The sequence below is a fragment of the uncultured Shewanella sp. genome (genome assembly GCF_947497935.1).
Classification (GTDB): Bacteria; Pseudomonadota; Gammaproteobacteria; order Enterobacterales; family Shewanellaceae; genus Shewanella.
The window spans coordinates 124,946-139,378 of record NZ_CANMIO010000010.1; the positions used below are offsets into that span (position 1 = coordinate 124,946).

Below are 14,433 nucleotides of genomic sequence, written 5' to 3' on the forward strand. Positions count from 1 at the left end.
TTATTAGTAAAGTGAGGTCTTGTTCTTTTGGATGAAATCGCGAGATAAGCGACCAAACATCTTCAAGTAAGTCCAAACCGTGTAGCTAAGTACAATCGGTACAAAGATGATTGCAGCCCATGTCATTACAGTCAATGACATCTCACTCGCAGTCGAATCCCACATAGTCAAACTTACGTTTGGCTCTAGTGAAGATGGCATAACGAATGGGAACATAGCTGCACCACACGTTAGGATAACCGCAGCAATACCTAGTGAGCTAAAGAAGAACGCAAAACCTGAGCGGTTCATGCGGCTACATAGCAATACTAAGATAGGCATAAGTAGACCAATTACTGGGAACGCCATAGTCAGTGGGTACTTATCGTAGTTCACTAACCAAGCGCCCGCTTCAACTGCAACCGTTTTAAGGGTTGGGTCAGAAACACCATAAGTGTCGATAGCTGAAGTAATCACGTAACCATCAATACCGTTAACTAACCATACACCCGCTGCGCCGAAGAATACGAATAGCGCTACCGATAGCAGCTGCGACATCTTAGCAGCTCTAACGCGTAGCTCGCCTTCCGTCTTCATCTGTAACCAAGTTGAACCTTGAAGCATAAACATGCTCACGCTCACTAGGCCAGCTAGAATACCAAAGCCGTTAAGTAGACCGAAGAAACCGCCGTGGTATGTTGCACGTAGGTATTCATCGAAGTTAAACGGAACACCTTGTAGCAAGTTACCAAACGCAACACCGATAATTAGCGGCGGAACGAAGCCACCAGCAAACAGTGCCCAGTCCCAAGACTTACGCCATCTTGGATCTTCAATCTTAGAGCGGTAATCAAAGCCTACTGGACGCATGAACAATGCAAACAAAGTCAACATCATTGCCACGTAGAAACCAGAGAAAGACACGCCATAGACCATAGGCCAAGCTGCGAACAATGCACCACCAGCGGTGATTAACCAAACTTGGTTACCATCCCAGTGCGGTGCAATAGAGTTAATCATGATACGGCGGTCGGTGTCATCTTTACCGATAATCGGTAATAAGGCACCTACACCCATATCGAAGCCGTCGGTGACAGCGAATCCGATGAAAAGCACACCAATCAGTGCCCACCAGATGAATCTTAACATTTCATAATCAAACATAATCAGATCTCCAGTTTAGGCATCAAGCTTTTCAAAGTGATAACGACCCGTCTTCAAACAGCTTGGGCCAATACGCGCGAACTTAATCATTAAGAACAGTTCAATCACTAGCAAGATGGTATAGAACAGCGTGATAGAAACGATACTGAACATTAGGTCGCCCACTGACAAGCTAGAGGCTGACATGAATGTCGGTAACACTTCAGAAATCGTCCAAGGTTGACGGCCGTATTCAGCCACAAACCAACCACACTCAATTGCAATCCACGGTAGTGGTAAGCTGTAAAGTGCCGCTTTAAGAACCCATGGTTTCTCTTCAATTTGATGACGCGTGCTCTGCCAAAATGCTGCGGCAAACACCAATAACATCACCATACCCGCACCAACCATGACACGGAAAGACCAGAACATAGGTGCTACGTTTGGAATAGAATCATCAGCTGCCGCTTTAATCTGCTCATCTGTCGCATCAACCACTTTATCGGTATAACGCTTCAGTAGTAGACCGTAACCTAGGTCAACTTTTGCTTCTTCAAATGCCGCGCGAATTTCAGGTGTTTCATTACCTGCACGTAACTGCTCAAGTAGACCGTATGCCACCATACCGTTACGGATACGCACTTCGTGCTCAGCAATTAGATCTTTAATACCTGTTACTTGCTCATCAAGTGAACGAGTCGCAATGATGCCCATCGCATAAGGAATTTTAACCGCGAAGTCTGTTTCGTGAGTTTCTTGATTTGGGAAACCGACTGCAGTGAATGCCGCTGGAGCTGGCTCAGTGTGCCATTCAGCTTCAATTGCTGCTAACTTAACGCGCTGTACTTCACCCACCTTGTAGCCTGATTCGTCACCAAGAACGATTACAGACAGGATTGATGCCATACCGAAGCTTGCTGCAATCGCAAATGAACGACGTGCAAACGGTAGGTCACGCTTCTTCAAGATATAGTAAGCACTAATCGCTAGAACGAACATCGCACCGGCTACATAACCTGACGCCACGGTGTGAACAAACTTCACCTGTGCAACTGGGTTAAATAGTACTTCGCCCCAGCTGGTCATTTCCATACGCATGGTTTCGTAGTTGAATGTGCTACCTACTGGGTTTTGCATCCAGCCGTTAGCCACTAAGATCCACAACGCAGACATATTAGAACCTAGCGCAACTAACCAAGTTACCGCTAAATGCTGACGCTTGCTGAAACGATCCCATCCAAAGAAGAACATACCCACTAGAGTAGATTCTAGGAAGAATGCCATCAGACCTTCAATAGCAAGTGGTGCACCAAAAATGTCACCGACGTAATGCGAATAGTATGACCAGTTTGTTCCGAACTGGAACTCCATAGCCAAACCAGTTGCAACGCCAAGTGCAAAGTTGATACCGAATAACTTACCCCAGAACTTGGTCATATCTTTATAGATTTGCTTATTGGTCATCACATAGAGTGATTCCATAATGGCTAGCAAGAATGCTAACCCCAAGGTCAAGGGAACAAATAGGAAGTGATACATGGCTGTCATCGCAAACTGAAAACGCGACAGCTCAACAACCTCTTCTAAAATCATTTGTGACTCCTTAGGTGGTATGTCAAATCACACTCGTTAGATCCCCATCAACGAAATGTGATTGCCTATATAGGAATAGTAATGCAGTAAACACAGCCGATTTTTATTAACAATAAATCGACTTAACCGCGCTTGATTGTTTAATTCTTAAATTTTGTAATTTAAAGTCTAAAACCCTAGCAAAAAACCGCTTGCCTTCACGTTTTCACAGACCTTTGTGACACCCATCTCGATCGCTAGGATAAAAAACAAACAAATTAGTTAATATCAGCCACTTGCAATACGAAATAGAGTTATCTCGGGGGATTTTATAACATTCAAAATTGATTCAAATCAATCAATCCATTCGGTTTCAATGGGTTTTGAGCCTTAGCACACAGTTCTACCAAGCGCACACTTGACAGCACAAACCACTCATGCTAGGAGTGGTCATTTTTTAAACTAAACAAGTTTAAAAGGCCCCTAAACAAATTATTCACACCCGAGCCGCCAAAAAACCATTTGTTAACAACTTTAGCAACAATAATAATAGCCCAAATCTATGAGATCGAAATCACATAAATTTGAAATAAGCTTTAAATACAAAATGATAAAAACAAGATCCAGCACAAACAAATACAACAAAAGTAACTTCGGATTAGTTTTATTAATACCAAAATGCAATTTTTCTCGTTTGATGAAATATGGAGACTCGCCTAAAATGTGCACCAAGTTAAGGAGACGGTCTGGTTAACCCGGTGAAGTAGCCCGGTAAAGACTAACTCCGCTTAAATCATCAATCTATGTGGAGAAACTGTTATGACAAAATTATTCGAGCGTCTAGTTGTTAGCTATCAGCGTGTTTTCGTTGAACTTTATACTTCTAGAGAGCTATAAGTACGACTTTCTAATGCAAGATTAATCTTGAAGTTTTGTTAGCGCAAAGCGGCCCTCCTTAGGAATAAGGAGGGCTTTTTTATGCCTGTTTATTAATTCCACAGACCAAATGAACGCCCACCACTAACCTTATCGATTATGGATAACTTCAGCTTATCCATAAAATGATTAATAGCGGCTTAAAACAATTTATTTAGCATTTAATGAATCATAAAACCCGTTGTAATCCATTGTTTCATCAACCTTGTTTGGCAAAGCCTACTGTTCTCAAATATTTCAGGCAAAAAAAAGCCCCTAAAAATAGAGGCTTTTCGCTAGTAGAGCTAACATCATATTAGCTATAAATTTATTAGCCGACCGACTTTCTCACGTTACGGAACATTCTCATCCAAGGGCTATCTTCACCCCAAGACTCTGGATGCCATGAGTTGGCAACGGTTCTAAATACGCGCTCTGGGTGCGGCATCATAATCGTTACTCGACCATCGGTAGAACTCAATGCTGTAATCGCGTTAGGCGAACCGTTCGGGTTTTGTGGGTACTGAGTCGCAATCTGACCATTACCATCAACGTAGCGTAGTGCAATGGTGCCTGACGCTTCAGCTGCCGCTAGAGCCTCTGGCGATGCAAACTCAGCGCGACCTTCACCGTGTGACACAGCGATTGGCATGCGTGAACCTTCCATACCTTGGAAGAACAGCGATGGGCTCTTCTGTACTTCAACTAGGCTGAAGCGTGCTTCGAAACGCTCTGAGCGGTTACGCACAAAGTGTGGCCAAAGCTCAGTGCCTGGAATGATGTCTTTAAGGTTTGACAGCATCTGACAACCATTACACACACCTAGTGAGAAACTGTCATTGCGTTCGAAGAACTGGCTAAACTGCTCACGAGCACGCTCATTAAACAGAATCGACTTAGCCCAGCCCTCACCCGCGCCCAGTACGTCACCGTAAGAGAAGCCACCACAAGCCACAAGGCCTTGGAACTGCTCGAGGCTAATACGCCCGCTTAAGATGTCACTCATATGAACGTCCATCGCCTCGAAACCTGCGCGGTCAAATGCCGCCGCCATTTCAATATGCGAGTTAACGCCCTGCTCACGCAAGATTGCCATCTTAGGCGCAGCACCTTTTAAGATAAATGGCGCAGCAACGTCTTCACTTGGGTCAAAGCTTAAATCAACTGTCAGGCCTAAGTCCTTGGTGTCTTGCTTAAGCTCGAACTCTTCTTTAGCACACTCAGGATTATCACGTAGCGCTTGCATGCGGTAAGTGGTTTCAGCCCAGATAGTACGTAGTGAGGTTCGCGTTTCAGTTAGTACTTCACGCTCCCCATCGAAGATAGCAATGCTGTCAGTTTCGGTTAGCTCTGCAACCTTATGACAAGGTACGCCAGCATCATTAAACTTAGCGGTAATCACTGCGGTATCTTGACGACGAACCTGAATGACCGCACCTAACTCTTCGTTAAATAAACGCTCAACGTCAGTGCCGCTCAACTTACTCAAGTCAACATTAAGACCCGTGTGACCAGCAAATGCCATTTCAACTAAGGTCGTGTATAGGCCACCATCACTTCTGTCGTGATAAGCAATAATCGACTTATCGGCAATCATTGGCTGAATGGTTTCGAAGAAGCCTTTCAGTGTTGATGAGTTATCAAGATCTGGGGCGATATCACCTAGCTCACTGTAAACCTGTGCTAAACAAGAGCCGCCTAGACGGTTCTGTCCAAGACCAAGATCAAGCAGTAATAAGTCTGTGTCACCTTTGTCGGTGCGAAGCTCTGGCGTAACGGTATTACGTACATCTTGAACGACGCCAAATGCAGTAATAACCAATGACATTGGCGATGTTACGGTCTTTTGAACGCCGTTCTCTTCCCAAGCGGTTTTCATCGACATTGAGTCTTTGCCCACAGGAATAGTCAGAGACAAGTCAGGACAAAGCTCTTCGCCAATGGCTTTTACTGCTTCGTAGAGACCCGCGTCTTCACCTGGGTGACCCGCTGGCGACATCCAGTTAGCAGATAGCTTAATGTGCTTGAACGATCCAATATCGGTGCCAGCAATGTTCATGATTGACTCGGCTACGGCCATACGCGCCGATGCGCCAAAGTCGAGTAGTGCAAGCGGCGTACGCTCACCCATAGACATGGCTTCACCTGTGTATGAATCATAGCTTGAGGCAGTTACTGCGCAATCGGCTACCGGTACCTGCCAAGGGCCTACCATCTGGTCACGATTAACTAGACCTGTTACCGTTCTGTCACCAATGGTGATAAGGAAGGTTTTCTCGGCAATTGTTGGTAAACGCAGTAAACGGTGCGCCGCCTCTTGTACTTCAATGCCTGCTTGGTCTAGTGCTGCAGAATTAGCTTTAGCGCTAACCACATCCCGACTCATCTTAGGCGCTTTGCCTAGTAGCACTTCTAGTGGCAAGTCGATTGGATGATTTTCAAAGTGCTCGTCACTCAGTACCAGCTCTTTTTCTTCCGTCGCCACACCGACAACCGCAAAAGGTGCACGCTCACGCTGACAGATCTGGGTAAATAGCTCTATATTCTCTGGCGCAATTGACATCACATAACGCTCTTGTGATTCGTTACACCAAATTTCTAACGGGCTCATTCCTGGCTCATCAGATGGCACTTTACGTAGCTCGAACTTACCGCCACGCTCACCGTCATTCACAAGTTCAGGGAATGCATTTGATAAACCGCCCGCGCCCACATCGTGGATAAACTGGATTGGGTTTTCATCACCCATCTGCCAGCAGCGATCGATAACTTCTTGGCAACGACGTTCCATTTCTGGGTTTTCACGCTGCACAGAAGCAAAGTCCAAGTCTTCGCTTGATTGGCCCGATGTCATTGATGACGCCGCGCCGCCGCCCAAGCCGATATTCATCGCAGGGCCGCCAAGGACGACTAGCTTTGCGCCAACGGTGATCTCACCTTTTTGTACGTGCTCTTCACGGATATTACCTAAACCACCCGCCAGCATAATTGGCTTATGGTAACCACGCACTTCAACGCCGTTGTGACTGTTAACTTCTTGCTCGTAAGTACGGAAATAACCCACAAGTGCCGGACGACCAAATTCGTTGTTAAATGCCGCGCCGCCTAATGGGCCTTCGGTCATAATATCCAGCGCTGTCACGATGCGATCTGGCTTGCCGTAATCGGCTTCCCATGGCTGAATAAAGCCTGGGATCTTAAGGTTTGATACGCTAAAGCCTGTTAGGCCAGCCTTTGGCTTAGAGCCTCGACCCGTTGCGCCTTCGTCACGGATTTCACCACCGCTGCCGGTAGCCGCACCAGGGTACGGGCTGATTGCCGTTGGGTGGTTGTGAGTTTCAACCTTCATTAAGATATGCATTGGCTCAGTGTGGTAGCCGTAAACGCCATCTTGTTTCGGGAAGAAGCGACCGGCTGTAGAGCCAGTCATTACTGCGGCGTTATCTTTATAGGCAGATAACACGTTTTCTGGCGTCTTCTCGAAAGTATTTTTAATCATCTTGAACAATGACTTTGGCTGTACTTCGCCATCGATTGTCCAATCTGCGTTAAAGATCTTATGACGACAATGCTCAGAGTTTGCCTGAGCAAACATCATCAGCTCAATATCGTTCGGTTTACGACCTAGACGAGTAAAGTTCTCAACTAGATAGTCAATTTCATCTTCGGCCAATGCCAAGCCCAACTTAGTGTTAGCTTGTTCAAGCGCCGAGCGACCTTGAGTCAGCACATCAACACTTGTGAACTTGGCAGGCTCGGTACGTGCAAACAACACGCTAGCGGCATCGAAGCTTGGTAAAATCACTTCAACCATACGGTCATGCAGCAATGCGTTTAATGTTTTAACCTGTTCGCTAGTCAACTCGTCGGCCACAACATAATAGGCAATACCACGCTCTAATCGCTTAACCTTATTCAGGCCGCAATTGTGTGCGATATCTGTTGCTTTTGATGACCAAGGAGAGATAGTGCCGGAACGGGGTGTAACGAAGTGGAGATGACCTTCTGGCGTATGCGCTTCGATAGCGGGGCCGTAGGTGAGGATTTTTTCAAGCTGTTGACTTTCTTTTTCATTTAGCGACTCATTCAAATCGGCTAAATGGACAAACTCGGCATAGATTTGGCGCACTGGTAGTGCTGCCGATTCACAAGCTTGCATCAGCTTCTGTACTCTAAACGCCGAAAGTGCAGGGGCTCCGCGGATGATCTCCATCACGTCTTTTCACCTTATATATTATAATTGCAGGGTCAGATCTGGGCGCTATTATAGGGAAATGTTTGCCACAAATCACCAGCCGTCGCTGTAGAAAACAGTGTTTCCTGTACAGGAAAAAGCGACTTAAAAACTTTTGCGCTACCAAGTGGAAATACCCAGCAAAAACTTCATTTGGGTTCATACTAAAAACAACACTCCCCTATAAAATTTCTGTTTTTTTACGGCAACCAAGATTGTGATATAATCGACGGCTATTTCTTTATATTCTTAATAATTTAAGTTAAGCGTTAACACTAAATAATCGATGAAAAGACTCATACTTGCTCTATGCTGTATCACCTTGCTGGCTGCCTGCCAGAAGGTTGTCGTGGAGCAAGAAAAAACCACTCCCCCGCCAAAGCCAACTCAATTAGTTGTCGGTACTTTATATGGCCCACAGATTTACTTTACCTCTGGACAAGGGGAGTCAGGTTATGACTATGAGATGGCAGAACGCTTCGCCAACTACCTAGACCTCGAATTAAAGATGCAGGCTTTCGCCAATATCAGCGAGCTTTATAGCGCTATGCGCAATGGTGAAATCGACATTATTGCGGCAGGGTTGGCCGATACACCGGCAAGACGTGAGCAGTTTAGACTCGGCCCGCCACTTTACCGAGTTAATCAAGTGTTGGTTTATCGCCAAGGTACAGCCATACCTAAAAATGTCGATACACTTAAAGGTGAGATCACAGTAACCACCGACTCCTCTTTTGTCGACACCTTAACTGAACTACAGAAATCCAACCCTAACTTGATATGGAATCAAGAAAAAGACAAGGATGCCGAAGAGTTGCTGACCATGATAGCTACCGGAGAGATCCCGTACACCATTGCCGACTCGACCAGTTTAGACATCAACAGACGCTTTATGCCTGAGCTACGAGAAGGGCTCGTTTTAAAGTATAAACAGCCAGTGGTGTGGTTATTGCCCGCCACTAACAGCGACAAACTGATGAGTGAGTTACTGGCGTTTTGGCATATAGAGAAACGCAGTGGCACCTTGGCTCACCTCAATGAGAAATACTTTGCTCACGTTGAGCGCTTCGACTATGTCGATACCCGCGCCTTTATCCGTGCCATCGATAATAAGCTGCCTAAGTACCAAGCCACGTTTGAAAAATACGCCGAGGGCATAGACTGGCGCAAGCTTGCCGCAACCGCCTATCAGGAGTCCCATTGGAACCCTAATGCTCGCTCTCCGACAGGTGTGCGCGGCTTGATGATGTTGACCCTACCAACAGCGAAACAAGTAGGAATTAAAAACCGTCTCGACCCTTACCAGAGCATCAAGGGCGGCGCAAAGTACCTAAATAGTATGCTAGAGCGGCTACCGGACTCCATTCCAGATAGTCAGCGTATGTGGTTCGCTCTCGCCTCTTATAATATTGGCTTAGGACATGTGGAAGATGCTCGAAAGCTGGCACAGTCTCAAGGACTCAACCCAAGCGCTTGGCGTGACGTAAAGTCCGTTTTACCGTTGCTGCAAAAGCGCAAATATTACAAGAAAACCCGCTATGGGTACGCAAGAGGCAATGAAGCGGTGCATTATGTCGATAGCATTCGTCGTTACTATGACACGCTTGTATGGATAGATAATCAGAATATGTTACTTGAGCTCAAGAAAAAACCGCTTCAGACCGCCGAGGCTAAAGAGACTGAACTGAACAAAGAGGGCAAACAGCCTCAGACCGACGCTCCGCAACAGCCCTAAGCGTATCTTTTCTTAAATAAGAGATAAGCAGCATTGAGCCTGTCTTTTCTTAAATAAGAGATAAACAGCCTTATTCTAAGTGAATAAATCCCAGAGCTTAGCCGATAAATACCCTAAACCTCATAGGGATACTAGAGCACAATTCTCGAACATTTTATCGTCAGGCAGGACGCTATTTAGCTAATTTTTAACGAATTCATCAAAGATTAATCATACTCACGTAGACTTTTATATAGTAAGTTGATAAAGGTCTTAAGTATAAATACCAGTGAGGTCTATATGAGAAAGAAAACAATTAATAATGTCGCGGCGCGTCGTCGTAGCCAATTAAAAACACGCCACGTAAAAGTACTTAACAGACACAAACAGTTCTTCGCATTTATTAAGCCTTTGGATGATGGTTTTTTTAACTCTTAGGAGTCGATAACAAAGCTTGTTGCTTGGCTAAGGCTTTAGCCGCTTTTATCTCTTTTCTTCTACGCTTGAAAAATGCGCTGAGCTGTTCACTACACTCGGTTTCAAGCACGCCTGAGCTAACATCGACCTGATGATTAAAAGCACTGTGTCGCACTATGTCGATCACAGTGCCAGCCGCGCCAGTTTTTTCATCTCTCGCGCCAAAGACTAAACGACCGACTCTTGAATGCACTATTGCGCCGGCACACATAGCACAAGGCTCAAGCGTGACATAAAGCGTAGTATCGAGTAAGCGATAATTCTGCATTATCTGACCAGCTTGACGTAAACACTGCATCTCTGCATGGGCGCTTGGGTCGTGCAGACCAATACTGAAATTAAACCCGGCACTAATAACTTCGCCATCTTTCACCAGCACGGCGCCAACAGGCACTTCCCCCTTTTCTTCCGCTTTTGTCGCCATATCCATCGCCATTTTCATGAAATGGATATCCTGTTCCTGCTGTGACAATCTACGCCCCTAATATTTATCTATAACAGTTCGATACTGCTAAGCAAGCCATGCTTAAAACATAGCCTTATTGCTAAGCGAAAACACTGTCGATGTATAACGCAAGATTATATCAAGCTTTACGCCCAAACGAGTCATCAATCACTAATTCAAGCGCTAAATCTTGCCTAGCCAGTTAACCTTATCGACTCGCTCTCCGAAAAACCTCGCGCCCGCCACCGTATGGTGACCGTAATCATAGAAATACTTCTGGTAGTCGTTATCAATGGCATAACAGACTCGCTCGCGCTTATTACACACATAATCCATTCTATCGAGCAGTGTCACATCTGGATATTGTATGGCGAGCATCGCCAGAGTAAGGTTAGCCTTTTGCGTAAATTGCTTAAACTCCCTATGAGAAAATTGTTCAAAATGCTTCTGATTAATCTTGAAAATATCTAGGTTAGAAATATTGTCAGTTCCATGTTCCTTAGCTAGGAGGTGAAACAGAAAGTCGGCATAGGTACGCTGACCAAACTCTTCAAACTCATAGATATTTTTCACTAAAATTGTTTTTTTATTGTCGGCTAATAGACGCGTGACTAACGCTTCAATCTGGCTAAGGTCCTGCGGCTTATATTGAGACGCCAACATAACCGCATCAGCCAAACGATAATTAGGCGAGTTGAAAAATGACTCATCTACTTGGCCAATTTCAGTACCGAAGCGCGCAATTTGAAACTGTGCATAGGTAGCCTCACTGCTAGAAAGCACATTAAATAGATCTTTTGAGTGAGAGTTACCAACAATCAATAATTTCTGTCTATCGTCTTTGATATCGAACCATTGAGTTCTATCAAAGTGGTTCTTATCCACGCCATAATCTGGATTACCACTCAATGTTCGTAAAGATTGCCAACTGTCAGCGCCCAGCTCACGGTTATCCGGTTGGTAGGATTTGACCATCAAATCTAAGTAGGCATCATTGGACTTATAGAGTTGCTGGTTATCAACCCACAGACCACTAATGATAAATACCGCTGTTAATACAGCGCCGCGACTAAAGATAAATTGGCGACTGTAAGCCTGCTTATTTCTAAAAGGGATCTCGACAAAACGCCAACTTAGATAGGATAGCCCCACAACAGCGGCGCACAATGACAGCATCAGCCAAACCGAGGGCTCAGTAAAGCTGCGATATTTTACAAACGCAAATACCGGCTGATGCCATAAATAGGCACTATAACTTATCAGGCCTACACCGACTAAGGGCTTGTAGCTTAGACAGCGCTGAACCCAACTTCCCTCTTGGGCAAATACAATAATCAGAACCGTGCCGATTGTTGGAACTAACGCATAAACACTTGGGAACGGAATACTGGCATCGAAGATAAGAATTGAAAATACAATCAATAACAAACCCAAAATGCTGAGCCCATTGTTTAATGATGGCGACATCCATTTAGGCAACTGCTGATTTAAAAAAAATGCGGCGAATACACCAATGAGCAGCTCCCATCCGCGAGTCGGTAGCAGGTAAAAGTTTGCCGAGGGAGCGTTATAAGCGGCCCACTGGGCTAACGATAAACTCAGCACAAATATAACAGCTAGCGCCAGTAGAATGACACGCTTGCTCCTACTCCATAGCATCATTAAAAGCAGCGGAAAGAAGATATAGTATTGCTCCTCAACTGCAAGGCTCCAGGTATGCAATAGAGGCTTAAGCTCGGCTGCGGTATCAAAGTAATCACTCTCCAGCCAGAACAAGATATTGGAGGAAAAAGTCGCGACCGCCACGATACTCTGAAAGAAGTCTTGAAGATCCAGCGGCATGAGCCAGAGCCAGGCAAAAGGGATACAGGCTAAGATGACAAAGAAGAGTACCGGTAAAATCCGTCTTGCGCGGCGCTCATAGAAGTTTAGGATGCTAAATTTATCTCGCTCGAGCTCATTTAAGATGATGCTAGTGATCAGGTAACCACTGATCACAAAGAACACATCCACCCCGACAAAACCGCCACTAAACTGGCTAAAACCCGCATGAAACAGAATCACTGGGATCACGGCTAAGGCTCTTAATCCATCAACTTCCGCTCTATAGCGCATAGGCAAACTCCCTGTAAATAATAGAATCCCTTTGATTATTTATAGTTGAATAAACATGCCCTTACTAATTTAGGCCCATAAAAAAACGCGCTCATATTGCTATGAACGCGTTTTATTATCGATATAAATCAGACCGGTGTGGTCTCAACGTTAATGGGTTAGGCGTGAACCTTTATTCCCATTCAATCGTTGCAGGTGGCTTACCAGAAATGTCGTAAACCACGCGTGAAATGCCATCTACTTCGTTAATGATACGGTTAGAGACACGACCTAGGAAATCATAAGGTAGGTGTGCCCAATGCGCCGTCATAAAGTCGATAGTTTCAACTGCACGTAGTGAAACAACCCAGTCGTATTTACGACCGTCACCCATTACGCCAACAGAGCGTACTGGTAGGAACACGGTAAATGCTTGGCTAACCTTGTTGTAAAGGTCAGCTTTGTGTAGCTCTTCGATGAAAATCGCGTCAGCTAGACGTAGCAAGTCACAGTATTCTTTCTTCACCTCGCCAAGTACGCGTACACCAAGACCAGGTCCTGGGAACGGGTGACGGTAAAGCATGTCGTATGGAAGACCTAGTTCTAGACCAATCTTGCGTACTTCGTCTTTAAACAATTCACGTAATGGCTCAACAAGACCCATTGCCATATCGTCTGGCAAACCGCCAACGTTATGGTGTGACTTAATGCAGTGTGCCTTACCTGTTGCGCTACCTGCAGACTCAATCACGTCTGGGTAGATAGTGCCTTGTGCAAGCCACTTAGCATTAACGCATTTCTTAGATTCTTCGTCGAAGATCTCAACGAATACGCGGCCAATGATCTTACGCTTAGCTTCAGGTTCTGCTTCACCAGCCATTGCATCTAGGAAACGGTTTTCAGCGTCAACGTGAATGATGTTTAGACCGAAGTGATCTCCAAACATATCCATGACTTGCTGCGCTTCGTTTAGACGAAGTAGACCATTATCAACAAATACACATGTTAGCTTGTCGCCAATTGCGCGGTGCAGCAGCATAGCAACAACAGATGAATCAACACCACCAGAAAGACCTAAGATAACTTCGTCATCACCGATCTGCTCTTTTAAGCGCTCAACTGCATCTTCAATAATTGAAGCAGGTTTCCAGTTTGCAGGACAGCCACAGATCTCAAGGGCGAAATGCTCAAGCATACGCTTACCTTGACGAGTGTGAGTCACTTCTGGGTGGAACTGAACACCATAGAACTGCTTGTCTTCATTTGCCATAGCTGCAAATGGGCAAGTTTCAGTCTTAGCAACTGCAACGAAACCTTCAGGGATTTCAGACACTTTGTCGCCGTGGCTCATCCATACGTCAAGTAGTGGCTTGCCCGTTTCGCTAACTGCATCTTCAATCGCTTTGAATAGTGCAGATTCAGTTTGTAGTTCTACTTGCGCATAACCAAACTCACCTTCACCTACACCTTGAATTACTTTACCACCAAGTTGCTCAGACATGGTTTGCATGCCGTAACAAATACCTAGTACAGGTACGCCAGCGTTAAACACATATTCTGGAGCACGTGGTGAGTTCTCAGCGGTAACACTTTCAGGGCCACCGGCTAAGATAATGCCGTTTGGAGCGAATTCACGAATTTGCTCTTCAGAAACATCCCAAGCCCAAAGTTCACAATACACACCGATTTCACGAATACGACGGGCGATCAGTTGAGTGTATTGCGATCCAAAATCTAATATGAGGATCTTATGCTCATGAATGTTGCTCATGGGGTACCTTATCTCTATTTTTTCGTCATTGTTAACTAACCAAGCAGTGAGTACTCTGCGAACCTTCTACTTGGCTTAATTTAAAGGCG

The 14,433-nt window shown here is 45.2% G+C and carries 7 protein-coding genes; 1 reads left to right on the forward strand and 6 read right to left on the reverse strand.

Annotated features, from left to right (window positions below):
* Positions 1-3: 3 nt before the first annotated feature.
* The 3 genes from cydB to purL all read right to left on the reverse strand — a co-directional run bounded on the left by cydB (position 4) and on the right by purL (position 7,822).
* Positions 4-1,143: a cytochrome d ubiquinol oxidase subunit II gene (cydB, locus tag Q1A86_RS13235; RefSeq protein ID WP_299807288.1), complete on the reverse strand. Its 1,140-nt coding sequence runs from the start codon at positions 1,141-1,143 to the stop codon at positions 4-6.
* Positions 1,144-1,158: 15 nt separating this feature from the next.
* Positions 1,159-2,715 (reverse strand): cytochrome ubiquinol oxidase subunit I, encoded by a 1,557-nt coding sequence (locus Q1A86_RS13240; protein ID WP_299807290.1) that lies wholly within the window; start codon positions 2,713-2,715, stop codon positions 1,159-1,161.
* Between the two features lie 1,225 nt (positions 2,716-3,940).
* Positions 3,941-7,822, reverse strand: a complete 3,882-nt coding sequence (gene purL / locus Q1A86_RS13245; protein WP_299807359.1) for a phosphoribosylformylglycinamidine synthase — start codon at positions 7,820-7,822, stop codon at positions 3,941-3,943.
* 307 nt (positions 7,823-8,129) lie between these two features.
* Here purL and mltF point away from each other — a divergent pair, with 307 nt between their 5' ends.
* Entirely contained in the window at positions 8,130-9,578 is a 1,449-nt protein-coding gene (gene mltF / locus Q1A86_RS13250) for a membrane-bound lytic murein transglycosylase MltF (protein WP_299807292.1), read from the forward strand.
* A gap of 406 nt (positions 9,579-9,984) precedes the next feature.
* Here the strand turns inward: mltF and tadA are convergent, their stop codons facing one another.
* From tadA to guaA, 3 genes are all read right to left on the reverse strand, one after another.
* Positions 9,985-10,506 (reverse strand): tRNA adenosine(34) deaminase TadA, encoded by a 522-nt coding sequence (tadA, locus tag Q1A86_RS13255; protein WP_299807294.1) that lies wholly within the window; start codon positions 10,504-10,506, stop codon positions 9,985-9,987.
* Between the two features lie 156 nt (positions 10,507-10,662).
* Entirely contained in the window at positions 10,663-12,594 is a 1,932-nt protein-coding gene (locus Q1A86_RS13260; RefSeq protein WP_299807296.1) for an acyltransferase family protein, read from the reverse strand.
* A gap of 172 nt (positions 12,595-12,766) precedes the next feature.
* Positions 12,767-14,344: a glutamine-hydrolyzing GMP synthase gene (guaA, locus tag Q1A86_RS13265; protein WP_299807298.1), complete on the reverse strand. Its 1,578-nt coding sequence runs from the start codon at positions 14,342-14,344 to the stop codon at positions 12,767-12,769.
* Between the last annotated feature and the right edge of the window lie 89 nt (positions 14,345-14,433).

What these genes read in the sequence shown, in the direction of transcription:
- cydB (WP_299807288.1), bottom strand. Translation starts at nt 1,143, where the DNA reads ATGTTTGATTATGAAATGTTAAGATTCATCTGGTGGGCACTGATTGGT.
- purL (WP_299807359.1), bottom strand. Translation starts at nt 7,822, where the DNA reads ATGGAGATCATCCGCGGAGCCCCTGCACTTTCGGCGTTTAGAGTACAG.
- guaA (WP_299807298.1), bottom strand. Translation starts at nt 14,344, where the DNA reads ATGAGCAACATTCATGAGCATAAGATCCTCATATTAGATTTTGGATCG.
- Q1A86_RS13260 (WP_299807296.1), bottom strand. Translation starts at nt 12,594, where the DNA reads ATGCGCTATAGAGCGGAAGTTGATGGATTAAGAGCCTTAGCCGTGATC.
- Q1A86_RS13240 (WP_299807290.1), bottom strand. Translation starts at nt 2,715, where the DNA reads ATGATTTTAGAAGAGGTTGTTGAGCTGTCGCGTTTTCAGTTTGCGATG.
- mltF (WP_299807292.1), top strand. Translation starts at nt 8,130, where the DNA reads ATGAAAAGACTCATACTTGCTCTATGCTGTATCACCTTGCTGGCTGCC.